This is a genomic window from Moritella viscosa (assembly GCF_900120065.1).
GTDB lineage: Bacteria > Pseudomonadota > Gammaproteobacteria > Enterobacterales > Moritellaceae > Moritella > Moritella viscosa.
In genome coordinates this window covers 57408-82013 of sequence record NZ_FPLG01000033.1, presented here as the reverse complement: position 1 = coordinate 82013, position 24606 = coordinate 57408, and the positions used below count along the sequence as shown (strand labels likewise).

The 24606-nt window shown below is 38.9% G+C and carries 22 protein-coding genes and 2 tRNA genes; 11 read left to right on the top strand and 13 right to left on the bottom strand.

All coding sequences use genetic code 11. The features are described 5' to 3' along the window. Window positions 1-170: 170 nt before the first annotated feature. On the bottom strand, window positions 171-1250 hold the full coding sequence (gene sohB, locus BT797_RS04850; protein WP_075471223.1) for a protease SohB: 1080 nt from the start codon (window positions 1248-1250) through the stop codon (window positions 171-173). A 113-nt stretch (window positions 1251-1363) separates the two neighbouring features. Between sohB and BT797_RS04845 the strand changes: the two genes are divergently transcribed. From BT797_RS04845 to BT797_RS04805, 9 genes are all read left to right on the top strand, one after another. Then, window positions 1364-2107, top strand: a complete 744-nt coding sequence (locus tag BT797_RS04845) for a YciK family oxidoreductase (RefSeq protein ID WP_045109697.1) — start codon at window positions 1364-1366, stop codon at window positions 2105-2107. Between the two features lie 237 nt (window positions 2108-2344). Beyond that, the gene (locus tag BT797_RS04840) at window positions 2345-3085 is read left to right on the top strand and encodes a 5-oxoprolinase subunit PxpA (protein ID WP_075471222.1); all 741 of its coding nucleotides are present in this window, start codon (window positions 2345-2347) and stop codon (window positions 3083-3085) included. Window positions 3086-3088: 3 nt separating this feature from the next. Next, the gene (locus BT797_RS04835; RefSeq protein WP_045109695.1) at window positions 3089-3784 is read left to right on the top strand and encodes a 5-oxoprolinase subunit B family protein; all 696 of its coding nucleotides are present in this window, start codon (window positions 3089-3091) and stop codon (window positions 3782-3784) included. Beyond that, window positions 3784-4731 carry a 5-oxoprolinase subunit C family protein gene (locus tag BT797_RS04830; RefSeq protein ID WP_075471221.1) on the top strand — a complete coding sequence of 316 codons (948 nt, stop codon included), beginning with the start codon at window positions 3784-3786 and terminating at the stop codon, window positions 4729-4731. The genes BT797_RS04835 and BT797_RS04830 overlap by 1 nt, the downstream gene beginning before the upstream one ends. Window positions 4732-5182: 451 nt before the next feature. After that, a complete protein-coding gene (locus BT797_RS04825; RefSeq protein ID WP_045109693.1) occupies window positions 5183-6166 on the top strand; it encodes a TAXI family TRAP transporter solute-binding subunit in 984 nt (327 codons plus the stop codon). Between the two features lie 257 nt (window positions 6167-6423). After that, entirely contained in the window at window positions 6424-9006 is a 2583-nt protein-coding gene (locus tag BT797_RS04820) for a TRAP transporter permease (protein WP_075471220.1), read from the top strand. 84 nt (window positions 9007-9090) lie between these two features. Continuing rightward, window positions 9091-9525: a universal stress protein gene (locus tag BT797_RS04815; protein ID WP_045109691.1), complete on the top strand. Its 435-nt coding sequence runs from the start codon at window positions 9091-9093 to the stop codon at window positions 9523-9525. 167 nt (window positions 9526-9692) lie between these two features. Then, entirely contained in the window at window positions 9693-10772 is a 1080-nt protein-coding gene (locus tag BT797_RS04810; protein ID WP_045109690.1) for a response regulator, read from the top strand. 72 nt (window positions 10773-10844) lie between these two features. Then, a complete protein-coding gene (locus tag BT797_RS04805) occupies window positions 10845-11801 on the top strand; it encodes a GGDEF domain-containing protein (RefSeq protein ID WP_075471219.1) in 957 nt (318 codons plus the stop codon). Between the two features lie 75 nt (window positions 11802-11876). Here BT797_RS04805 and BT797_RS04800 read toward each other — a convergent pair whose 3' ends face one another. From BT797_RS04800 to BT797_RS04780, 5 genes are all read right to left on the bottom strand, one after another. Continuing rightward, window positions 11877-12080, bottom strand: coding sequence for a DUF2986 domain-containing protein (locus BT797_RS04800; protein ID WP_045109688.1), 204 nt, complete (start codon window positions 12078-12080; stop codon window positions 11877-11879). A 12-nt stretch (window positions 12081-12092) separates the two neighbouring features. Then, window positions 12093-12560, bottom strand: a complete 468-nt coding sequence (locus BT797_RS04795; protein ID WP_045109687.1) for a YehS family protein — start codon at window positions 12558-12560, stop codon at window positions 12093-12095. Window positions 12561-12739: 179 nt separating this feature from the next. Continuing rightward, window positions 12740-13978, bottom strand: coding sequence for a PGAP1-like alpha/beta domain-containing protein (locus BT797_RS04790; protein WP_045109686.1), 1239 nt, complete (start codon window positions 13976-13978; stop codon window positions 12740-12742). A gap of 79 nt (window positions 13979-14057) precedes the next feature. Further along, on the bottom strand, window positions 14058-14954 hold the full coding sequence (locus tag BT797_RS04785) for a DMT family transporter (protein ID WP_082276009.1): 897 nt from the start codon (window positions 14952-14954) through the stop codon (window positions 14058-14060). A gap of 72 nt (window positions 14955-15026) precedes the next feature. After that, entirely contained in the window at window positions 15027-15878 is an 852-nt protein-coding gene (locus BT797_RS04780; RefSeq protein WP_075471218.1) for an alpha/beta hydrolase family protein, read from the bottom strand. Between the two features lie 181 nt (window positions 15879-16059). Between BT797_RS04780 and yegD the strand changes: the two genes are divergently transcribed. Continuing rightward, the gene (gene yegD / locus BT797_RS04775; protein ID WP_045109684.1) at window positions 16060-17412 is read left to right on the top strand and encodes a molecular chaperone; all 1353 of its coding nucleotides are present in this window, start codon (window positions 16060-16062) and stop codon (window positions 17410-17412) included. Window positions 17413-17481: 69 nt separating this feature from the next. Here the strand turns inward: yegD and BT797_RS04770 are convergent, their stop codons facing one another. Both BT797_RS04770 and BT797_RS04765 read right to left on the bottom strand, forming a co-directional pair. Then, window positions 17482-18588: a conjugal transfer protein TraF gene (locus BT797_RS04770; protein ID WP_075471217.1), complete on the bottom strand. Its 1107-nt coding sequence runs from the start codon at window positions 18586-18588 to the stop codon at window positions 17482-17484. Between the two features lie 137 nt (window positions 18589-18725). Beyond that, the gene (locus BT797_RS04765; protein ID WP_075471216.1) at window positions 18726-19877 is read right to left on the bottom strand and encodes an aminotransferase-like domain-containing protein; all 1152 of its coding nucleotides are present in this window, start codon (window positions 19875-19877) and stop codon (window positions 18726-18728) included. Window positions 19878-20094: 217 nt separating this feature from the next. Between BT797_RS04765 and BT797_RS04760 the strand changes: the two genes are divergently transcribed. Next, on the top strand, window positions 20095-20982 hold the full coding sequence (locus tag BT797_RS04760) for an AraC family transcriptional regulator (RefSeq protein ID WP_075471215.1): 888 nt from the start codon (window positions 20095-20097) through the stop codon (window positions 20980-20982). Between the two features lie 96 nt (window positions 20983-21078). On the opposite strand, the gene BT797_RS04755 is transcribed toward BT797_RS04760, so the two are convergent. From BT797_RS04755 to BT797_RS04735, 5 genes are all read right to left on the bottom strand, one after another. Then, window positions 21079-21169, bottom strand: a tRNA-Ser gene (locus tag BT797_RS04755). Window positions 21170-21360: 191 nt separating this feature from the next. After that, window positions 21361-23145, bottom strand: a complete 1785-nt coding sequence (locus BT797_RS04750) for a ricin-type beta-trefoil lectin domain protein (RefSeq protein WP_139291635.1) — start codon at window positions 23143-23145, stop codon at window positions 21361-21363. A gap of 364 nt (window positions 23146-23509) precedes the next feature. Then, a tRNA-Ser gene (locus tag BT797_RS04745) sits at window positions 23510-23600 on the bottom strand. Window positions 23601-23799: 199 nt separating this feature from the next. Next, complete coding sequence (gene frdD / locus BT797_RS04740) at window positions 23800-24177, bottom strand: fumarate reductase subunit FrdD (protein ID WP_045109676.1); 378 nt, start codon at window positions 24175-24177, stop codon at window positions 23800-23802. Between the two features lie 9 nt (window positions 24178-24186). Then, window positions 24187-24576: a fumarate reductase subunit C gene (locus BT797_RS04735; protein ID WP_045109675.1), complete on the bottom strand. Its 390-nt coding sequence runs from the start codon at window positions 24574-24576 to the stop codon at window positions 24187-24189. Window positions 24577-24606 lie beyond the last annotated feature (30 nt).

Below are 24606 nucleotides of genomic sequence, written 5' to 3'. Positions count from 1 at the left end.
ATTATTTTTTTTATGTCTATATTTCATACAAAAACATTACATAAGCAGAGCGATAACTATCTGACATAATAATCCATAAAAAAATATAAAAATCATACTAATAAACCACATAGAGCTGAAATATGTGGTTTATATGTCAATGCATATTTTACAGCTATGAACCTACAATTTTATTGTTGTGGGAACTTACTTTGCTGTAAAAACTTATTTAGGCTTATCGAAATAGCCATGGATGCTGCTTGGGCTAGTTTTTCAGCCAGTTTTTTACGCACGACATATTTAACAATGTAAATTGTTTTCGACTTATTCGCTTTTAGTAAGTAATCATCACTGGTTTGTAAAGTATCTACTAACCCACGTTCGTGTGCATGGGTACCGAACCAATGCTCACCTGTGGCTATTTTTTCAATATCCATATCAGGTCGGTGAGTGCTCACAAAGTTTTTAAATAACACATGCGTTTCTTCAAGTTCTTGTTGGAACTTTTCACGTCCAGCGTCATCATTCTCGCCAAACATCGTTAATGTGCGCTTGAACTCACCCGCGGTCAGTTGTTCGACATCAATATTATTCTTTTTCAATAGACGGTTAAAGTTCGGTATTTGAGCCACAACACCAATAGAACCAACGATTGAAAATGGTGCAGCAATAATATGATCAGCAATACATGCCATCATATAACCGCCACTTGCCGCCACTTTATCAACCGCGATAGTTAACTTAATATTAGCTTGTTTTAAACGTTCCAGTTGTGAACTTGCAAGTCCATAACCATGCACAACACCACCACCACTTTCTAAACGAACTAAGACTTCATCATGTTCGTTCGCAACAAATAAGATAGCAGTAATTTCCTCACGTAATGATGCGACTTCTTTAGCATCAATCCCCGCGGTAAAATCAAGTACAAAAAGACGTGGTTCAATGTCTTCTTTTGTAACAGCATCTTTATCATTGCCTTTGTCTTTATGGGCCTTTTTAAATGCTTTTAATTCATCTTTGTGTTTTTTCTTTTCTGCTTTGTGCTGTTCTTTTTCTAAAATTTTAGCTTCATCTTCAGACACTAGGTGTAACTGAAGTTCATCTTCAACATCTTTAAATTGCTCTGATAAATTGGTGATCTCCAAACGTCCATTACTCTTTTTTTGCTTAGACGTAAGATTGATTATACTGACCACTACAAATAATAATGCTAAAACGAATGTTATCGTTTTTGCTAAAAAAATACCGTATTCATTTAAAAATTCCAAATCCTAATCCTCGGTCGGTTATATCGATTTTGCCCTTTATATCATTTACAACATCGCATCTACAAGCTTTGCAGGTTACAATATTGCCAGATAAGTCGATATGGAACCAGAAAATGGATTATCAAGCAGAAAAAAATCTATTAGAAAACAAAACTATTTTAGTAACAGGTGCCGGTGACGGTATTGGTCGTCAAGCAGCACTAACCTATGCCGCACATGGCGCTACAGTGATATTACTTGGTAAAACAGTCGCTAAACTTGAAGCTGTTTATGACGAAATTGAAGCACTTGGCGCACCAACGCCTGCGATTATTCCGCTTGATATGAAAGGTGCGACTGTTGAAAACTATAAAGACATGGCAGACACCATTGATACGCAATTCGGTAAACTAGACGGTTTATTGAACAATGCGGGTCAATTAGGTGTGTTAGGTCCATTCCATCAAATTGATGAAAAGAGCTATGACGAAGTCATGCAGGTCAATGTAAAAGCACAACTGTTCATGACAAGTGCGTTATTGCCTGTACTGAAAAAAGCAGAAAAAGCATCTATCATTTTCACCTCATCAAGTGTCGGTGTTAAAGGGCGTGCTTACTGGGCTGAATATGCCATTTCAAAATTTGCAACCGAAGGCATGATGCAAACCCTTGCAGACGAATTTGAAAATACCAGTATCCGCGCTAACTGCATTAACCCGGGTGCAACGCGTACAGGTATGCGTGCAAAAGCCTTCCCTGGTGAAAATTCAAATACGCTCGTGACAGCAGAAGATATTATGCCGCTTTATCTTTATTTGATGGGTAATGACAGCGTCACTGAAACAGGTAAAACCTTTAAAGCACAACCAAACAGATAATCGGTTGGCTACATTCCCCCAAATAATGCAGTCCTTCGTTATTTGGGGATTGCTATCCATTATTTTCAGTGCTTTCCTACTTTTTCTGACCCATTTGACTCGACCTACTTCTCTTATTTATATCTTTGATTAGCGTCCTTCACTATAAAAAACTTGCTATCACAAATAATTACTGCAATAACTAATACCTATACTTCTCTATATATAGAAAGACTTTGTTAATAAGGATATTAACCAGTGAAATTGAATTGTGATATGGGTGAAAGTTTTGGCCTTTGGCAGCTTGGTATGGATGAAGCGGTCATGCCACATATTGATATGGCGAACATAGCTTGCGGTTTCCATGCTTCCGATCCCCTTATCATGCAGCAAACTGTGGCACAGGCTAAACACTATAATGTAGCCGTCGGCGCTCATCCTAGTTATCCTGATCTGGTCGGTTTTGGTCGTCGTCATATGCACTGCACAGCGAATGAAATTCAAGCCTTTATATTGTATCAAGTGGGCGCCCTCGCCGCTTTCTGCAATCAGCAGCATATCCCCTTAAGTTATGTTAAACCTCACGGTGCACTTTATAACGACATGATGCAAGATGAAGCCATTCTAATTGCGATTTTAAAAGGAGTGGCAGCTTCTGGTCCCGATTTACCCCTGATGCTAATGTCACAAGCAGACAATAGCCGCAGCGAAACCCTTGCTGCAAAATTTAATGTTCCACTACTGTTTGAAGCATTTGCAGATCGCTGTTATACCGATAACGGATTGTTACAGCCTAGAAATCTACCAGGGGCGGTATTTACCGAACATAGCCAAATTATTAACCAAGCAATACAGCTCGCGCAAAACGGTAATGTGACAAGTAATAACGGTAATCTCATTAAGTTAAAAGTTGATACGCTTTGTGTTCATGGTGATAACGTCCAATCTATCGAAGCCATCGCACAGATAAAGTTAGCACTAACTACAAGCAAGGAGTGAGATATGCAGTATCAGCTCGATATGATCGGTTATGATGCAATTTTGATTCGCTTTAGCGATGCAGATAATACTCAACTATTGCCAGTGATCCACACTCTAAATCAACAACTAAAAAATGCCCCAGATTTAAACACAGTGATTATTGATATTATCCCTTCATATCAAACATTACTTGTTAGCTTTAATATACTCAATATTGAACCGCATCAGCTGGCAGATATAATTCATGCGTATGTTAAACCACTGCTAAATACAACATCACCAAAATCTAATCATGTATCTCCCAGTAACGCTAATTTAATCACGATTCCTGTTTGTTACCACGAAAGTCTTGCGCCGGATCTTGAATCCTTATCACTATATTCAGCACTGAGTATCAGTGACATCATCCAGATCCATTCTTCTACTATATATAGCTGCTATGCAATTGGTTTTATGCCTAACTTTGCCTATTTGGGTGATGTTGATAAACGAATACAAATACCAAGGCATGCCAAACCAAAAGGCCAAGTCGCAGCGGGTAGTCTAGGTATTGCAGATAACCAAACTGCTATTTATCCTAAATCGAGTCCTGGTGGTTGGCAAATAATAGGTCAGAGCCCCGCAACAATGAATACATTATCTGTTGGCTGCCAAGTCAAATTCAGTTCGATTTCACTGGATGAGTTTAACCATTACCACCAAAAGGCTGATGCATAATGAATATTACTCCTGCATTCGAGGTTATCAAACCAGGCGTTCATACTTTAATTCAAGATCTGGGTCGTTTTGGATATCAACATTTAGGTATCACATCAGGTGGTCCAGCCGATCTCCATGCTTACCTATGGGCAAATAAGATACTCGGTAATGATAGCAATATGGCCAGCCTTGAAATTCATTATGGATTAATGGTATTGCGTGTATTAACGGATACAAAAATTTCGATTTGTGGTGCCGAGTTTGGGGTTAATATTAATGACAAGCCCGCTTTTAATTGGCAAACGCATAACGTTAAGACCGGTGACATTATTCAGTATCGTGGAGCAACAGCAGGTAAATGTGGCTATCTCGCCATTGTCGGTGGTCTGCAAACAGAAATGAGCCACCATAGTCGAAGTACCGTCATACGTGATAAACTAAGTGAAATAACGAGTACACCATTATATGAAGGACAGCGCTTACCAATAACAGCTCAAACCCTAGAACGCCCAATAGCACAATCACAACTACAAATCGCCGTTCCACGACATTATATTCCAAATTACTCAGCGCCATTAACCCTCGGATTATTACCTTGTTATCAATGGCAGCAACTCACATCAAAACAACAGCAGCAACTACTCACTAATAAATATCAAATAAGTCCGCAAGCCAATCGTATGGGCTATCAACTAATAGGTAACATGATTGCCGATCTACCAGCAACATTAACATCAGAAGGCATTGCATTAGGCAGTGTCCAACTTCCCGCTAATGGGCTGCCCATTGTCCTACTTCAAGACAGACAAACGATTGGTGGATACCCGAAAGCGGGTGTTATTTCGATTTTAGATTGCAGTAAATTATCACAACGCCAACAACGGGCTGATATATGTTTTAAACTCGAAAACCCTGTTGTTTCACGCTATAAAATGCAGGCTTTTAAACATTTTTTCGACTTTTAGTTATGGATTAAACCATTTTATTAATGGAAAAAACCATAAAACGAACACATAACAGCCAATCAATTCAGTGACGAAGTTCACACATTTAACGATAAGTAAAAATAATTGCGTTATGTTATGAAGATTTAACAAAATTTAATATCAGTCAAAAAACGCACCCTTCGAATTTACAAATTCGTATTTTTATAAAAAAAATCTATCTTAGAGCCCAGTGTGTACTAGAATTTAGCTTAAATCAGCACAAAACAAGTGGATGTTTGCTTTTTGTTAATCCGGTGTCACAAAGTATGGTCCAAACAGATAATGATGGGTTATTTTGCTGTATCATAAGTATTGCATTATTTATTTTTGCTGATTAAATACACCCACTTGAATTTACGGATTCAATTTCATGGCCATAGAATGCCCTGAAGTAAAACAAGCGACTAATGACTAATAAAAGGAACACAACATGTCTATTACAAAAACAATTGCAAAATCACTTGCTGTAGCAAGTTTAACACTAGCAGCTGCTGCGCCAAGTATCGCAACAGCAAAAACAAGTGACTTTATTACAATCGGTACTGGTGGTGTTACAGGTGTTTACTACCCTGCCGGTGGTGCAATTTGTAAATTTGTAAACCGCAACCGTAAAGAGCACAACATTCGTTGTTCAGTAGAAAGTACTGGTGGCTCAGCTTATAACATCAACACAATGCGTGCTGGTGAACTTGATTTCGGTGTAGCACAATCTGATCAACAGTTTTATGCTTACAAAGGTTTAAACCAATACAAAAATCAAGGTGCTTATACTGATCTACGCGCAGTATTCTCACTACACGCTGAAGCACTAACAATTGTTGCTCGTAAAGATTCAGGCATTAAAGATTTTAAAGACCTTAAAGGTAAGCGTGTAAACGTAGGTAACCCAGGTTCAGGCCAACGCAGCACAATGGACGTTGTAATGAAAGCTTACAACTGGGATAACAGCGCGTTCTCACTAACATCAGAACTAAAAGCAAACGAACAATCTCAAGCGCTTTGTGATAACAAAATCGACGCATTTGTATTCTTCGCTGGTTTCCCTAACGGTTCGATCAAAGAAGCAACAACAACGTGTGACGCTGTTCTTGTAACGGTTAACGATGCAACAGTACAAAAACTAGTTGCTGATAACCCTTACTACAGCCAAGTGGTTATCCCTGGTGGCACTTACACTGGTACACCAAAAGACACTGTAACATTTGGTGCGCGTGCAACAATCGTTACACCTAAATCAATGTCTAACGAAATCGTGTATGAAGTGACTAAAGCGGTATTCGAAAACTTCAATACCTTTAAACGTCTACACCCATCATTTGCATCGCTAACAAAAGAAGATATGGCTACAGCAGCACTTAGCGCACCAGTTCACCCTGGCGCAGCTAAATACTACAAAGAAGTTGGCTTAAAATAAGTTAACCTTCGAGTAGAAAATATTAAGGGGACATTGTCCCCTTAATATTCTAATCAAAATATTATTCAGCTTTATAATCATAATTTAATTTTTACTACTCTTACTCAAGTTACTGACTATTCTTACACTACGGATTAGTTAAGCTAATAAGCAGTACAACCCTTCTTAAATTAAGAGTTCTGTAATTATTAATATTCTACTAACGAATTACCGAGCCACTTCTTGTGATAAAACTATCGCAGAATGATGGAGGACAGATGTCTAAAACAGAAAATCAAACCACTAGCATGGATGCTGAACTGCAGGAGATGCTTGCACAGTCAGATACTGGTGCGCGCGATCCAAAAGGTATTGCTAAAAACATATTGTTAATTGTGCCATTTATTTGGGCGCTATTTCAATTATGGTATGCCTCTCCTCTGCCGTTCGTTTTAAATTTTGGTATTATTAACGATACTGAAGCTCGTTCTATCCATTTAGCGTTTGCTATTTTTTTAGCATTTACCGCTTATCCAGCAATGAAGTCGTCACCGCGTGACCATGTACCGCTGACGGATTGGATATTTGCATTTGCTGGCGCATTCAGTGCGGCTTACTTATTCCTATTTTATAATGAATTGGCAGATCGTGCTGGCGCACCCATTACTTTTGATACTGCAGTTGCAGTAACAGGTATGTTATTGCTACTTGAAGCAACTCGCCGTTCATTAGGTCCACCACTGATGATCGTGGCAATGGTATTTTTGACTTATACCTTTGCTGGTCCTCACATGCCAGACATTATTGCCCACAAGGGTGCAAGTTTAACTAAAACAATGTCTCACCAATGGTTAACAACCGAAGGTGTATTTGGTGTTGCGGTTGGTGTATCAACATCATTTGTATTCTTATTTGTACTATTCGGGTCGCTATTAGATAAAGCAGGGGCCGGTAACTATTTCATTAAAGTTGCATTCTCTTTGCTTGGTCATATGCGTGGCGGTCCAGCAAAAGCTGCCGTAGTTGCATCTGGTTTAAGTGGTTTAGTATCAGGCTCTTCAATTGCGAACGTAGTAACAACTGGTACATTTACCATACCGTTGATGAAACGTGTTGGCTTCCCTGCAACCAAAGCTGGTGCAGTAGAAGTTGCAGCATCAACAAATGGCCAGCTAACGCCACCGATTATGGGTGCAGCTGCATTCTTGATGGTTGAGTACGTTGGTATTCCTTATATTGAAGTAATTAAGGCTGCTATTTTACCCGCGCTTATTTCTTACGTTGCATTAATCTACATCGTGCATTTAGAAGCATGTAAAGCGGGGATGGAAGGTTTACCACGTCGCCACAAGCCGACATTAGCGCAGAGTTTATTCTCGTTTATGTCTGTCGTGGTCCTAATTCTAGTCCTTAGCTTTGCTGTTTATTATGGTATAGGTTGGACTAAAGATGTATTTGGTGCAGGCGCAATTTGGATTGTAGGTGTCGCAACTGTTGCAATTTATGTCGCGTTAATTAAATACTCGACCAAATTCCCTGAGCTGACCATTGATGATCCAGACAGTGAACTACTCGAGTTACCAGAACCAGGACCAACAGCAAAAGCAGGTTTATACTTCCTACTACCAATTGTTGTATTAGTTTGGTGTTTAACCGTTGAACGTTTCTCTCCAGGCCTATCGGCATTTTGGGCGACGATATTTATGATCTTCATTGTCATCACACAGCGTCCATTACAGGCTTACTTTAAACAAAGCCAGCCAATATCAGATGCAGTTAAAACAGGTTTTGTTGAACTGTTTGATGGCATGGTAACGGGTTCTCGTAACATGATCGGTATCGGTGTAGCGACAGCTGCAGCAGGTATTGTTGTTGGTACGGTAACGCTAACTGGTATTGGTCTAGTGATGACTGAGTTTGTTGAGTTCATCTCAGGTGGTAACATCATGCTGATGCTGGGCTTTACTGCACTCATTAGTTTAATCTTAGGCATGGGTTTACCGACAACAGCAAACTACATCGTTGTTTCAACATTGATGGCACCTGTTATTGTTGAACTAGGTGCTCAAAATGGCTTGATCGTACCGTTAATCGCAGTGCATTTATTTGTGTTCTACTTTGGTATTCTGGCCGATGATACTCCGCCAGTAGGCCTCGCGGCTTTTGCAGCTGCCGCCATTGCAAAAGCAGACCCGATTAAAACCGGTATCCAAGGTTTCATGTACGATATCCGTACCGCAATCTTACCTTTCATGTTTATCTTTAATACCCAGTTATTATTGATTGGTGTGGACTCTGTGCCTCACTTACTACTGACAATTTTCTCGGCCACAACGGCGATGTTAGTATTCTCTGCGGCAACCCAAGGTTACTGGTTAACAAAGTCGAAATGGTATGAAACAATCGGATTATTATTAATTACGTTTACACTGTTCCGCCCAGGCTTCTGGTGGGATATGGTATATCCACCGATTGAAGAAGTAAGCCCACAACACATTGAACAAGTGCTTGCTGATTTACCAAACGGTGGTGATATACGTTTACGTGTTGAAGGTGAAACCTTGGACGGCGCATTCCAAACTAAGATTGTACAGCTACCTTTTGCTGAAAATGCGATCACCGGTGCAGAACGTCTATTAAGTACAGGTTTAGAATTACGCTTTGAAGACGAAAAAACGATTGTTGATATGGTCGGTTTTGGTTCTCCAGCCGAAAAATCAGGTATTGATTTTGACTGGAATATCCTAGCAGTAGAGCGTCCGTTAGAGCGTCCAGCGAAAGAGTTCCTGTTTATCCCAGCATTACTACTACTTGCAGGTATTGCTGTTGGTCAACGTCGTCGTATTGCTAACAGTAAATAAGCATCATCGGCCTCGAAACATATATATGCAGTGTACTAAGTACACTGCATATATACCCAAATCACTTTAAATAAGTAATTTATTATGTATAAAATAATCTTACTACCCGTTGACCTTAACGAAGAAGGTTTTAGTCACGTAGCTGCCGAGCACGCCTGCACACTTGCAAAAATTTCTGGCGCAACAATACATTTATTGAATGTATTGCCGACATCTCAACTACCGATGGTCTCAGCCCATTTCCCTGCATCTGTTTTACAAGAAATCCGTAAATCAGCACATATCGAATTACAAGCATTTGCAAAAAAACATATTGATAGTGGTATTCCAACACAAATACATATGATGGAAGGCAAACCTTCCAAAGAAATTATCAAGGCGGCAAATAAATACAATGCTGATTTAATCGTCATGCCGAGCCACAAACGCGCTAAATTAGAGCTTGCCGTTATCGGTTCTGTTGCAGCAAGAGTTGTCAGCTCTGCCTCAATAAGTGTAATGGTTGTTAAACCACAATAAATATCTCTACGAGCAGTGTCATACACTGCTCAAATATAGAAAATCAATATGTTTAACTTTCATTATTTTTTAATAATATCTCTTCTAATTCTTTTACTTCCCCTCTTTTTTCGTTATTATTGCGTAATAAATCTTTGCTATTTCACTGAAGATGAAAAAGGATATTCATGTCAGTCTCCATACTAATCTGTGATGATTCAAACCTAGCACGTAAACAAATGGCCAGAACACTGCCACCTTATTGGGATGTTGATGTGAGTTTTGCATCTAACGGTGCCGAAGGTATTGATGCAATCAAGGCTGGTAAAGGTAGCATAGTATTCCTCGATCTTAACATGCCTGTCATGGATGGTTATCAGGTTTTAGAAGCCATTCAAAAAGAACAACTTAATGCACTTGTGATTGTGGTTTCTGGTGATATTCAAGCCGAAGCACATCAACGTGTAATAGCATTAGGTGCACTTGCTTTTATCAAAAAACCGGTAACAAGTCAGCAAATAGAAACAATTCTAATCAACTACGGCATTGTCGAAAAAGATGAGTTTTCTCAAACAGAAGCACTATTAGTCGCGCAGCATGCCGCTGAAAAAAGACAACAAGATTTAATACAATCAATTCCGGACACTTTGCCTACATTAAGTAATGAAATCGAGTTACCAGCTGAATTCCGTGATGCACTGCAGGAAGTAGCCAATGTAGCTATGGGTCAAGCCGCCGATTTATTAGCTCGTTTACTTGATGTATTTGTTCTATTACCCGTACCAAATGTAAATATCTTTGAAGCCAGTGAATTAACAATGGCATTATCAGCCGCATCTGAACAAGCGTCTATTTCAACCGTGTGCCAAGGCTTTATTTGTTCAGGTATTTCTGGTGAAGCATTACTACTATTCCATGATTCAAGCTTTGATGACATGGCTAAACTAATGGGTATTGAGCACAAAGATTCAAACTTCCAAGAGAAAGAAATTCTCATGGATACCGCAAATATCCTTATCGGTGCATTTTTGCAAGGGTTTAGCCAGCAACTGAATGTTAGCTTTAGTCAGGGTCATCCTTCTGTGCTAGGCCAACACAGTACGATACAAGAGATGATTAACGCCAATAACTTCCGTAAACAAAAAACAGTTGCGATTGAAATTAACTATCAAATTGAGCACCATGATGTGCAATGTGATCTGTTATTACTTTTTACTGAAAAGTCACTACCGAGTTTACTTAATAGTCTTTCTTACCTCATCGATTAACTTATTGTGTTTTGATGATTTATTTAGCTACAGACCAATCAAATAACAAGACAGTTACAAGGAATTGTTAATATGGATAATCAACATTCATTGAATGAGTTTCATTGGATCATGGATATGGTGCAAACTATTGATGCAGGTCTTGTAGTACTCGATAAAGACTTTAAAGTTCAACTTTGGAATGGCTTTATGAGTAATCACAGCGGATTAAGTCCAAGGACAGTACAAGACTCAAATTTATTCTCGCATTTTACCGAGTTACCTGAAGCATGGTTACGAAGTAAAATTGAATCCGTATTTTTATTAAAAAATAACGCATTCACTAGTTGGGAACAACGCCCTTATATTTTCCGTTTTAATAATTACCGACCAGTAACTGGTATTTCTGAATTTATGTTTCAGAATATGACAATCATACCGTTAGCATCGCTCACAGGTGAAGTAACACACGTAAGCTTGATTATTTATGATGTAACGGATATTGCGATTAACCGTTTACAACTCGATAAAGCAAATGAAAAGCTCGCACATTTGAGTCAAACAGATGCCCTAACTCAATTAAATAATCGTCATCATTGGAGTAGCCTAATTGATCACGAATTTAAGCGCGTTAAACGCTACGAACAAATATCAACATTAATGATGTTAGACATCGATCATTTTAAAAATGTGAATGATACCTATGGTCACGTTGCAGGTGATAAGGTGATTGCAGCCGTGTCTCAAGTAATGCGAAATAATGTCAGAGAAACTGATTTTGCTGCTCGATATGGTGGTGAAGAATTTGCAATTTGTTTAACTAATACATCAGCAATAGATGCAGTGATATTAGCAGATCGTCTTCGTAAAGCGATTGAGGATATTTCAATCATAGATGATGGTAACACTATTAAAGTAACAATATCGATTGGTATGGCTGAATTTACCGCGACTACAGACGCTGTTGATACATGGACTAAAAATGCCGATATCGCATTGTATCAGAGTAAAGCAAATGGACGAAACCAGTACACTATATTTAAGCTTTAAGCTAAAAACAAAAAAGGTATAGCGAAATGCTATACCTTTTTATATTTATTATGCTTACATTTCAGCTAAGACAATTTATTCTGCCGAAATTTGCTCTTCCTGAGCCTTCCCAGCTTGCTGAATACCCTCTTCCTTCTGAATAACGTCTGCTTCCAAAGCCACCTTTTCACGTTCGGCTTTAGAAATATAACGAGGTTTATTAGAATGAGGAGCTAATTTAGCATTGGCTTTTTTAGCTTTTTTCTTTAATGTCGAAACAACTTTTTTCTTTCTATTCATTATTTAATCTTATTACTTGTCTTCAGAACGATATTTTACTTGCATGCCAGCAAGGAAGTTACGTAATACTTGATCTTTACATTCACGGAAGTGTTTGTGATCAGGTTTACGGAAAAATGCACTTAGTTCGTGTTTACCTAAACGGAACTCAGCAAGTTCTAACAATTCAAGAACATCTTCATTCTTAAGATCTAAAGCAATTTTTAACTTACGTAAAATAATGTTGTTATTAATCGCGTGTTCAGGCTCAGGTTGTGGGCCGTCTTTTTTACCGCGGTTCGCATTAATTAGACCATTCAAAAAAGTCGCCATCTGTGTATCATTACAACGCACATATGCTGGATCATCATCTTTTTTTAACCAATCACTAATTTCGCCACGTGTAACATCAGCTTCAGCTTGTTTAAACAAAGCAATCATTTTGTCGTCACTGAAATTAAAAGTGTAGCGAATACGGCGTAAAATATCGTTATTGGTCATTAATTAGTCCTAATAAGGCTGGTGTGATGTCGTTATGACTCACAATTTTAGTTATGGCGCACAGTATAGCAGATAACCGAGGATTGATAACATGCAAGTTTATCCTCAGGACCAATAACATTATATCTCTACATCAATCACATTATTCTTCTATGCCGACTGCGTTACAACTAACCTTTTTAAGGATCCAGTAACCACTGTCTAATTTTTCTATAGACATCGGGATGATATAATAAATCCATGTGATTCATATCGCGTCCAATCCACTGATGGTGTTCAGGAAACGTAAGATGAAGTAAATCATCATTATGTCGACCTAACGCACTATCAACATTCACTAAGCCATCACCAATTAAACCATCACCAACAACTGTTGATTCTTTGCTTTTTACTGCGGCAAGCGTATAACAATGCACACCATTAGGTAAGGCTAACGTGCCTCTATTATCCATTGCATAGCTAAATCGATCTTTACCTTGCCAGTCTTCATCAATAATCGAACCATAACGTAAGTCAGTGATCCCTGCGCTACGGATTTGACCGAGTTTCGCAAATGGTTTGCTGTACGGATTTGAGCCAAGTAATACATCAATTAAATTACCGCCCTTTTCAAGCGCTGCACCATGATGCGGAGTACCTAAAAAAACCATTTTATTTACTTGAGCCAACCAAGTATGTTCTGCTTTTTCTCCATAGTAAAAAGCACTGCGAGCCACTAAACCGCCCATGCTATGAGCAAGAATAGACAAAGATAAGGGCTGCGGAGATATCCCTACTAAGTATTCCAATAGCGAAGATAAATCACGACCATTTTCCGAGATATGTCGACCTGTATTATAATGTAAATAAATAGGCTCGTAGCCAAGATCTCGTGCTAATTCAATGCCATGATCATGCTCATCAACTTGCCACTGCAAATCGTTCATGCACAGCCCATGTACCATCAACAATATCTTGCCGTTAGATTGCTCAATCAAATTACGTAAAGCCACATCAGATAATGGTTTACCGTCACGCCGAAATTGCATAATCACAGCCAAAGGATTTTCACGTTCGAGTAAATAATCCCCCAATACACCATTGAGCATGGAAATCGCAACTTCACGGTTTAGCGACGATTCATGCTGTCCAAGTGCTGAACCTAATTGAGATAAAGAAAAATCTATTTTGTCACCGACGAATGCGGTTACCGTTCGAATGTTACGATATACAAGTCCCGTAACGCCCCGCGTTCTTGGCTGTGTATCTTGCTTATTAAGGCCCAAACTTAAAATTGTGTAATGGAGCGCTTCCACGATATCAGTTAAACCTGTTACTGCATCAACCGCAAGCTGATTAATACCGCGCATATCATTTGCGCGATCCGAGGGCGACGCTTTGATTTCTAACTTTTTTGTTTTTATGCGTGTGTTAAACATACAGTACCTTTTCTATTTTTCGTTAGGGACGAATTAAGATCTTGACTCTGTTTTAACGCTAAATACTTGAATACACAATCTAGGTTTTGCTGACGTTCGCTTGGCGTTGCAATAATAAGGTCGCAGAAGCTGACAATAAAATACCGGGAATAACTTGTAAATTAATGCTTTGTCCGTTCACCAATAGTGATAACAAAGCAACAACGGCAGGATTCATATAGATGTATGCCATTACTCGTGTAGGCCCCAATGCGACCGTTGTTTTCTGATATAAGTATACTGTCATGAGTGTGGCACCCACAACCAAATATGCCATGTAAAATACAGATTCACCTTGGATCAAATGCCATTCTAATGGTAATCCAGATAACCAAAGAGCCACTCCCATCCAGATACAACCACCAAGTAACGTACTGAATACCATCACAATTAGCTCATCACCTCGATAAAGACGCTTCATCGAAATAGAGTAACAGCACATGGAAAAACAACCCGCAATAAATAACAGATCACCACTGTTTAAAGAGAAGTCAACCAATCGAGACAAGTCACCGCCAAAAATAACCCAGCAAGTCCCCAAGGCGCCAAGTAAATAAATCATCAACTGCTTAACTTTGATTTTATCTTTAAATACCAGCACACACAGCACCGCAGTTATAAATGGCACTAAAGTATATAAAGTCCCCGTATTTAACGCTGTCGTTATTTTTAGTGCTTCAAACTGGAAAATAAAAAACACGGAATAAAATAAACTAATAACCATCGATCGCGGTAAAGTCCGTAATACCTTATTCCGCCATTTTTTAGTCACGAGAATAAACGGTAACAATAGACTAACCGCGCCAGTAAATCGCAATAAGGTGAGAGAGAATGGATTAATAAGGCCAGCAAGATTTGCCGACGCCAGAAATGATCCAGCTACCAATGTAGTAGCAAGCATCACAAGAAGGTGAAATTTTATATTGGATTGTGCCAAGCCTAGGCCTTACTTTGAATGATAAATTGTATTTTCGGCAAGATTAGCACGCAAGCAATAGTAACTCCAACGCTATGAAGAGATGAGTAGCCAATCTGATGTATCTTGCCACACAGATTCTGTCATCGAACGTTTAAAAAAACCAAAGTGATCAATCGATTTCATACCGACCTGTTTAGGGTCAATGACCACCATATCCGATGCTGCATTTTTAAAATGACGTTGCAGCGCTTTAACACAGCTCGGAGGGGCAAACCGATTGTCATCAGCCATAGCATAAAATCGCATATTGCCCTTATATTGATGATAACCATCGTGCAGCTCGTTACCTTGTTCATCAGTATAGAATGGTTTACGCCCAAAACGACTCCAATCTCGAATAACTTGTTGTGGTAAATATTCAGCGCCAAGCACCCATTTTGGTAACCCTTTGTTCGCACTATAAAACAAGGGTAAAACGCAATAAAAGAACAGTACTGATAATGGTTGATCTTTACGTTCCCAGTTTTTCCAATGGATTTGTTGTGCCGCAATATTTAAAAATGATTCATAACGATTATTATTTGGAGTAATGCCAAGTAGTTGTCCACCGATAGAATGACCAACACCTGAAATTTTCATCTCGGGATAACAAGCTTGCGTCCAAGTTAACACAGCATCCATATCAAGCTGTCCCCAATGCATCATGCTTGCAGGCTTAGCATTGACGCTTGCTTGTTTACTATCTCCAATGCCTCGGTAATCGTAAGTAATAATCGTAAAACCCCGCGTACATAAAAATTCTGCATATGCTTGATAATATTTACGTAATACCCCCGTTGCACCATTAATAATAACAACGCGGCCATTATTGTTGCTCGGTTTGAATTCGCTCGCAACAAGCTGATAACCATCAGCTGTATTAATCTCAACTGTATTTATCATGATCTTAATCCATTAAACAAAAATAAATTCATAAAGTTTAGATTTAACCATATTTACGTCTTATTTACATTCGCCTAAATGACTAATCAGCCCCCCGATTAAACAAGATCTAATTTCAATCTGGTTTCGCTTATCGCAGCAGTGTACAATGCGCGGCTGAGTGATTTAATTGGAAAGATTTATGTTTGTCGGTTTTGACTACGGTACTTCTAACTGTGCTGTTGGATATGTTAATAATGCCAACCCAGAACTTGTTTCTCTTGGCCAGAACAGTTCTTATCTAGCATCTACGCTATATGCTTCGCATCGAAATATGATCCCTAACTGGGTCGCGCGTCACTTACCTGACTCAGTAGCAAAACCAAATTATCTGCAATTACGCCGCGGTCCTATCCAAGCTGGCCGTAACTTGATTAATGATGGCTATGAAGACCAATTATTCTTTGGCCAAGAAGCGCTTGATACCTACCTAGAAGATCCCGAAGAAGGTTATTACATAAAATCGCCAAAATCATTCTTGGGTGCGACCAGTTTAAGCCCGCTACAACTTGCTTTAATGGAAGATGTTGTTACCGCGATGATTTGCAATATCAAGCATAAAGCTGAAACACAGTTAGATAAGCAAATAACCCAAGTTGTGATGGGCAAGCCAGTTAACTTCCAAGGCCTTAGAGGCGAAGAGAGTAACCAACAAGCGTTATCACTATTAACAACAGCAGCGCAACGTGCAGGATTTCGAGATATTGAGTTTCTGTATGAGCCGCTTGCTGCAGGTTTTGATTATGAACAAAGTCTAACAACAGAAAAAACTGTGCTTGTGGTCGATATCGGTGGTGGTACAACTGACTGTTCATTACTTAAAATGGGACCCGATAATTGCGGTCTGAGTGATCGCTTTAAACATGTTTTAGGTTACTCAGGTGAACGTATTGGTGGTAATGATTTTGATATTCATTTTGCACAAAAATCATTAATGCCACTTTTCGGTCTAGGCTCGCACTTAATAAGTGGCCTGCCTATGCCAGTTAAACCTTTCTGGGATGCGGTTGCGATTAATGACATCGGCAGTCAAACCGACTTTTATAGTCAGCGTAGCCTTATCGGCTTAAAAGAACTGTATAAAAATGCGGAACAAAAACAGTTGATTACCCGTTTACTCAAGGTACAACAACAAAAACAGACGTATCAAGTGGTGAATCTTGCAGAACAAATGAAAAAGCAACTATCAGAAGCGCCTAGCACAACCGCAGATTTAGGCTTTGTTGAAAACGGATTAACTTTAGCGCTAGAACGTCAAGCGCTGGAACTCGCCAATGCGCCACAGTTAACAAAAATAAAAGCATTAATGGATGAGACGATTACCCAAGCACAAACAACCCCTGATGTTATCTTTGTGACGGGTGGTACGGCGAAATCCCCGATCATCTTCCAATATATCCAACAGCATTATCCAAACTGTGAAATCATTATTGGTGATCATTTTGGCAGTGTAACTAAAGGTCTAACCCGCTGGGCTGAGAAGGTTTTTGCTTAATTAACGGCGGTTAATTCGAAATGATGAATATTAGATAATAAAAAGGGCTGTGCGATACAGCCCCCTCACTTAGAAAGTGAAGCTTAAGCTAGCTGAAGCCCCTACTTGATTATCACTGCCATAAGAACCAGCAAAATCCAGATTCAACGTACCGAATGGACTAATACCAAGACCCGCAGTTAAAGAATCTTTCATAGTGCCTTGCATATCATGCTCGAAGCCCGCGCGTAATTGCGCCCAGTGCCATGCATTCAATTCAACACCAATACGTGCAAACTGTGTATTATCTTCTAATTCAACGTAGCGTGTTTGCTCTGTTAAATCGACATCAGCACCGAAAGTGAAATAGTCCGTAGAATAGACTACACCAAGTGTTGCTTGTGGGTTCATTTCATAAGTATAACCCGTCGCTGTAGACTTGATCTCTTGTGCTAACACGTCTTTTACGACTAATGCTGTACGGAAATTGTTTTTCATCCATACCGCACCCAAATCGAAGTTAAATGCAGTTACTTCTGTGTCCGCATCTTCTAACTCAAGGTCAAAATCGTTAACGCTAGTTAAATCTGAGTAGGTCTGTAATATCTGGTATTTTGGTGTAATACCAAATGAGAATGACTCACCGTAAATGTTATACAGCTTAGCCAATGCAAGTCCCAGTTCAGAATAACCAAAACCTGTAACGGTAACAGTTGACGATTGATAATTAGACTTAACATCAATACTTGCGATAGCTTCAACATACCCACGGCCATATAGATTAACAGCAATATTATGACTTGGAACAGCGATAGCAAACGCAACACCTGCAGTCACATTGACAGGAGCGTTACCATCTAGCTCAGTGAGGTAGTTGTCAATTGTAACTAGACTACTTTGAGATGGATTATTTTCATAATCATCAATCGCATCTTGTAAATCCATGATTGTTTCTAACGAACTGTCTGCATCCTTCACATTCACACCAATGGCAGGCAATAAAATACCAATATCATCCGATTCATGAAAAACAGCCACTAATGCAGGGTTATACAGTGGTGCAACTAAATAATCAGCTGTCGCAACACCAACATTACCCATAGCATTTGTACGACCATCCGGTGCATAGCTCGCTGCCGATGATGCTAAAGACGTGAACGCCAGTGCTATACTAAGTGAAATTCCATTTTTCGACATATGAACAATATTACCTATGTATTTTAAATTAGGTTCATTGTAATCGGAGAATGAATTTAACGGCACCAATATTAGTACTTTAGTTCAAACTTTTATCAAAAAAGAATAAAACAATTAATACCAAAGCATTAGAAGTACTATTTAGCTTTTTTCAACACTTGCACCAATCGATTAACTGCTAATGCTAAGTCTGAATCACAGGCATTGGTAAAATTTAATCTAAATGCAGCGCCCTTTCCTGCTTCTGATTGATAGAATACAGAACTAGGTACGACAGCAACCCCCACATCGAGCATGTCTTTGGCAAGTTTATCAACATTACATTCAGGTAAACGTAACCAAATAAACATGCCACCTTCAACTTGTTCGAACTGACAATCATCAGGTAATTGCGCGGTTAATAGATCCGCTAGGTATTGATACCGTTGGCGGTATAACTGACGTAGTCCATCTAAGTGCTTAGGAAAGTCTTCATGCTGTAACAGATCTAATAATACCGCTTGCATTGGTTGGCTTGAATGTAAATCTGCACCTTGTTTTACACGTTCAAGTGCCGAAATCCACGCCTTAGGACCACTCACTAAACCCAAACGAATGCCAGGTGTTGCTATCTTAGAATATGAGCGTAATACAATTGCCTGTTCTGGGCAGAAGCTAGACACCAATGGTAGCTCAACTCCCGCAAAACGTAATTCACGGTAAGGGGCATCTTCAATCAGTGCCACATTATATTGCTGACACAATTGCGCGACTTTTTTACGCACCTCAAGTGACCAACATACACCCGTTGGATTATGGAAATCAGGCACTGCATAAAACATCTTGATTGTCTTATCCGCAAAGCATTTCTCTAGCTCTTGTAAATCAGGGCCGTCAGCACATTGTTTGATACTCTCAATACTTGCCTGTGCTAATCCAAATACTTGCAGAGCACCTAAGTAGCTTGGCGCTTCCATTACCACTTTATCGCCAACGTCTAAAAATGCACGCGCAATCAAATCAAGTCCTTGCTGCGATCCCGTACAAACCAACGCATCTTGCTGATCAGATAATTGATAACATTCACGGAAGTAAGTTAATAACGGCCCATAACCCGCAGTACTGCCATACTGGAATAATTCTGCACGCGTACTCAATTGTTGGATACTTTTCTCCATTAGCGCTAAAGGGAAATGATCACCATCAGGCAGTCCCCCTGCTAATGAGATGACATCTGCAGAGTTAGCGACACTCAAAATTTCTCTTATATAAGATGGTTTAATGGCTTGTAATGATTTCGCTAACAGCATAGTGTATCTCTCTAGTTATTTTGTTTTTATTGGTTTTATTGGTTTTAATCGCTAACTAGTCACATGTTATATAGTTTTTCAGTTGAATTAACCTTAAAAACTAATAAAAAAGTGATTAATAACGAAATAGCTATCCATTATAGTACGGAGATAAATTTGACATGGCATGTCCATTTATGCGCTTATAGATGTCCATTTATGCTTTTATAAGATCACTATGTCGATAAACTCATCTTTAAATCATCAAACATCGCGAATAAACGATGTACTCTATTTTATCCATAGTGATATTAGTGCTGAACTGCCTGCTAGAAAGCTGGCTGAGATCGCCGCTTATTCTGAACAACACTTCCATCGCGTGTTCAAAAGTGTTGTCGGCGAATCCGTCCACCAATACATTCGCCGTAACCGTTTAGAGTTTGCCGCTAACCAACTCATGTTTGATACCAGTAGTTCGGTCCTCACTGTCGCCACAAAATCAGGTTTTGCCTCGGTATCCTCTTTTAGCCGTGCATTTAAAACCACCTTTGCCATGTCACCCGGAGAATGGCGTAGTAAAGACTTAGCCACCAGCACCCCACCTTATTTACGCGACCCAGAGATTGCAGCAGCTTACTCACGAATTCAAAGCCGCATATTGCCCCGAGTCCAAATTATTGAATTACCCGAAAGGCATGTGGCTTATGTCCGCCACCAGGGTTATGGTCGATCCATTCGTTTCGCCTGGCAAACCCTTGTAGCGTGGGCAAAAGTCGAAGGCAGAAGTTATCAGCAACAGTTTGGCTTGCATCACTCTAACCCTGCTTTTGTCGGCTTAGAACAATGTCGTTATGTGGCATGTCTAGCAATAGATAAACCTTTGTTACGCCGTGGAATGGTGAACAGCATGGTGATCCCTGGTGGCTTGCACGCAGTATTTAAACTAACAGGTAAGTATGGTGAATTATTGCCATATTTAAGTAAGATTATTGAACAGTGGCTACCATCATCAGGCTTTAAAATGCAATCGACACCGGCTTACGTGCATTACCAAAAGAATCATTTTTTAGACGATGATGAGCAATTTGAATTACAGTTTTGCTTACCCGTATCAACCTTCTTTTAATGCTTTATCGTTCATAAATACATTACTTAGCATGATTAAAACCTAGATAGCAAAAAGCCGGAACTTAAATGAATAAGTTCCGGCTTCTCTAATAGATGGCGGAGGAGGAGAGATTTGAACTCTCGAGGAGCTATTAACCCCTGCTGGTTTTCAAGACCAGTGCATTCGGCCACTCTGCCACCCCTCCGCAGCAGGTTCGAATAATAGGGTAAACGCTGTTGTTTGTAAATACGTGTCACAGAATAAATTATAAATTTATTTCAAAGAGTTAAATAAGCAACCAATTGTATAAAAAAAGACAGGAATATATTTTTAGACTTATTCAAACTCAAGACCTTTCATATCTAAGTCAAGATATGAAAGGTCGTTAGCTATATTTTATTTAAGTCCTTTAATCGTTGATGTATATTTTCCCTTCTGAGTATTTAGTTTAGCTCGTGGCCAGATTTTGAATGCTTCATCTAATGCATCAACGTCTTCAACAGATACAGTTTCATTCACATCCCCACCCTTAAGCACCTTAAAGTCCCCAGATGATTTAGTTGTGTATAACAGTGTATTATCATTAACATTGCTGCTAAGTGGTGCTGTATACCACATCCAATCTTGATTATTACTGCCATACGTACTACATGTTTTTACCTTCAATTGTTTTTGTGAACTATCTAAACATAGAGTTCGATCATTGGCATATACATACTTTCTTTCCGGTGTATAAATGAATAACTGGTCAATATTAGATTTATCACAAGGCTGCGCAGTAACATCATGACTAGGATTAACAGTAAAGCAATGCTGAGTTTCATCAGATAAATAAGGGTATGTGATAACACTTGGCTCTACGCCTGAAAATATAGGGCTATCCCAATTAACACTAACTCTAAGTGAGTCAGCATAAGAGCTAGATATATAGTCATCACCATAACCTTTACGACTATTCACCCCACCCCAATACAGTCTACCTATCCACCATTTTGAAAAACCTTGTAACGACATACCACGTACGTCAGTTGTAATGGTTAAAATAGACTTACCTGTTGTACCTTTCCCAGCTAAATAAGTAGCAGAATACTCCGGAATAAAACCATTACTGTATGGTGTATTTCTCAAATTATCGAATGTTTTGAAAGGTGGTTCTATGCCATCCAAATAATCCCAACGATCCCTAGAGTTATTCACAAGCCCGTAGTATTTATTATTATCAGAACCATATTCTTTATTTTTGTATTCAACACTGTGCTTATTTAATGCCGAATTAGCATAATAATCAAAATAATTACCATTTGTAAAAGTTAATGACTTCGACGATTCAAAAGCAACTTTCTTAATTGGCACTTTTGGTATACTAATGCCTAACTCAAAAGCAATCTTTGAGTTATAGGTAACACCCGTTCTATCTTGATCGTTGTTACGTGGGAATGAGTCATAGAGTTCTACTTTATTATCGTTCCAACTTGTCGATATTTTTACTTTATCTAAATATTCTCTATACGAATATTTGCCTAGCTGATGACTAGGGGAATTAGTTGAAATAGTCTTATAAGTCGACCACCCTTCAGTCGGATTAAAATTAATTCCGGCACCGCCAACAAGCGTAACGCGAATATACTTAGAATTATTACGATTACCATATGCAGGCGATGACGCAATAGCGCTTACTTCATAATACAAGATAGCAATATCGTTCTTCGTTGGATAAAACCCTTGGTTTAATTTTTTCAAATACCTAAATCGCCAGCTATAATCTGACGGTGAATCACTTGAAGTACTCCCAGCGCGGCTGGTTAAAGGTTCAGCTCTAGGTAAAACATGTCCAATGCTGGTTGAGGCTTCAGCTCTAGGTAAAAGATCAGCCGTAGATAATTGAGTTTGATTAGATTCCCAGTATGAATCTGAATCATTAATTAAATCAATAATAATTTCTTTTTCAAAAGAATCTAAGCTTGTAATTATCCTTTCAGATTCTTTTTTTGGATTATTTACTAAGACATATGGGCTCATCACGCCTATACCAAACAACTGAGCTGTGATGGCACTACGATCTTGATCTTTTAAATTAGATAAATTAATGAAAATATAATTTTCACATTTAGTAAGATCAAGATTTGAATTTTGTTCCGTTGGTTCGATGTAACACGACTCTTCATAGAATTGAGTCGACATCAATTCTGCTTGAATTGAGTCTTTATTCTCAGCCGCAAAGGTGGGTAAGACAACTGTGGATAATAATGCTAACAATATGGTATTTTTTTTTCACTATAGCCTCCATGTAAGAACATGAAATGATGCAAGAGAACGGCATGAATAGCGATTAACTAAATTGACGGATAATTACGCAAGATGTTAAACGTTGATTAATTTCTGCCGAATTATTAAACACTCACAATGTATCTTACACAGCTAATTATAGGTATATGTTTAATGTAACTTATTGTAACAATTATGAAAAATAAATAAGTGAAAATGAATATCATAGAAAGTAAAAAGCCGGAACTTAAATTAATAAGTTCCGGCTTTTATAAATAGATGGCGGAGGAGGAGAGATTTGAACTCTCGAGGAGCTATTAACCCCTGCTGGTTTTCAAGACCAGTGCATTCGGCCACTCTGCCACCCCTCCGCAGCAATGGAGGGAATAGTAGGGTAAGTTCATTGACATGTAAACACTGTTTTATGAATTAAATCATAACAGAATCTAATCAGTTAAATAACGAACGGTTTGTATGAAAAGCGTGAGTTTTTATTGACTCTCAATCAAAGGCGTAACTTAAAGTCAGTTTCGCCTTTTTTATATAAACGTGAGCGTGTTACCCTACCGCTTAAAACATTTGTAATAATAACGTAAAAACAAAGACACTTATCGCGAATGCAAAACCATAGCTTAGTACTTGCTGCCAATCTCGACCACGTTTAATGCCTAAATCATGTAATGCATGAAAAATTCGGTGTAAGGTGTGCCATAGTGGTAACGCAATTAACACGAGAATAATTGCCGCACCATACCAAGTCGTCGCAAAAGCATGTAAGGTTTGATAATTAAAATTACCTTGGCCTATGATCCCCAACGGAATTAATAACCCAGTAATTAAAATCATCACTGGCGTTAAAAACGCCGTTAGCATGCCTCCAGCACCAAACAATCCCCAAAAAACAGGTTCATGAGATCGTATGTAGGTTTTCTTGTTCATCTCAGACATAACAATTCCTTACAGCATAATTACTAATAAACAAAAAACAGTCGCGACAATAAAAGCCACATAATGTCCCGACACAATCACATTGTCATCGAGTCGCTTGCCTTTTATCCATAAATCAACGGCTTTAGGCGCTAAAGAAAACCAAGTAACAGTATGGTACAACGCTAACCCTAAAGCGATTAAATGCACAATCACTGCAACCGGACTTTGTAATGACGTCATCCACGCATTAAAAGCGACTTCACCTTGGCTTAATCTCAATAGGCCCCACGCAAGTATCAAACTATAAATAGTAATGAACACACTACTGCCTTCGCGGATCATGTATTTAGTATAGAAAAGTTGTTTCATCCACCAGTCAGTAGGCAGTTCTCTTGTATATGGTTTACGTTTACTCATTGCTACTCCTCACTATGTATTGCTCATTGC

Coding starts and splice junctions, on each gene's coding strand:
- BT797_RS04825 (WP_045109693.1), top strand. CDS start 5,183: ATGTCTATTACAAAAACAATTGCAAAATCACTTGCTGTAGCAAGTTTA.
- BT797_RS04805 (WP_075471219.1), top strand. CDS start 10,845: ATGGATAATCAACATTCATTGAATGAGTTTCATTGGATCATGGATATG.
- BT797_RS04780 (WP_075471218.1), bottom strand. CDS start 15,878: ATGATAAATACAGTTGAGATTAATACAGCTGATGGTTATCAGCTTGTT.
- BT797_RS04765 (WP_075471216.1), bottom strand. CDS start 19,877: ATGCTGTTAGCGAAATCATTACAAGCCATTAAACCATCTTATATAAGA.
- BT797_RS04770 (WP_075471217.1), bottom strand. CDS start 18,588: ATGTCGAAAAATGGAATTTCACTTAGTATAGCACTGGCGTTCACGTCT.
- BT797_RS04830 (WP_075471221.1), top strand. CDS start 3,784: ATGAATATTACTCCTGCATTCGAGGTTATCAAACCAGGCGTTCATACT.
- yegD (WP_045109684.1), top strand. CDS start 16,060: ATGTTTGTCGGTTTTGACTACGGTACTTCTAACTGTGCTGTTGGATAT.
- BT797_RS04735 (WP_045109675.1), bottom strand. CDS start 24,576: ATGAGTAAACGTAAACCATATACAAGAGAACTGCCTACTGACTGGTGG.
- BT797_RS04800 (WP_045109688.1), bottom strand. CDS start 12,080: ATGAATAGAAAGAAAAAAGTTGTTTCGACATTAAAGAAAAAAGCTAAA.
- BT797_RS04820 (WP_075471220.1), top strand. CDS start 6,424: ATGTCTAAAACAGAAAATCAAACCACTAGCATGGATGCTGAACTGCAG.
- BT797_RS04760 (WP_075471215.1), top strand. CDS start 20,095: ATGTCGATAAACTCATCTTTAAATCATCAAACATCGCGAATAAACGAT.
- BT797_RS04790 (WP_045109686.1), bottom strand. CDS start 13,978: ATGTTTAACACACGCATAAAAACAAAAAAGTTAGAAATCAAAGCGTCG.
- BT797_RS04835 (WP_045109695.1), top strand. CDS start 3,089: ATGCAGTATCAGCTCGATATGATCGGTTATGATGCAATTTTGATTCGC.
- frdD (WP_045109676.1), bottom strand. CDS start 24,177: ATGTCTGAGATGAACAAGAAAACCTACATACGATCTCATGAACCTGTT.
- BT797_RS04845 (WP_045109697.1), top strand. CDS start 1,364: ATGGATTATCAAGCAGAAAAAAATCTATTAGAAAACAAAACTATTTTA.
- BT797_RS04810 (WP_045109690.1), top strand. CDS start 9,693: ATGTCAGTCTCCATACTAATCTGTGATGATTCAAACCTAGCACGTAAA.
- BT797_RS04750 (WP_139291635.1), bottom strand. CDS start 23,145: ATGTCGACTCAATTCTATGAAGAGTCGTGTTACATCGAACCAACGGAA.
- BT797_RS04815 (WP_045109691.1), top strand. CDS start 9,091: ATGTATAAAATAATCTTACTACCCGTTGACCTTAACGAAGAAGGTTTT.
- BT797_RS04795 (WP_045109687.1), bottom strand. CDS start 12,560: ATGACCAATAACGATATTTTACGCCGTATTCGCTACACTTTTAATTTC.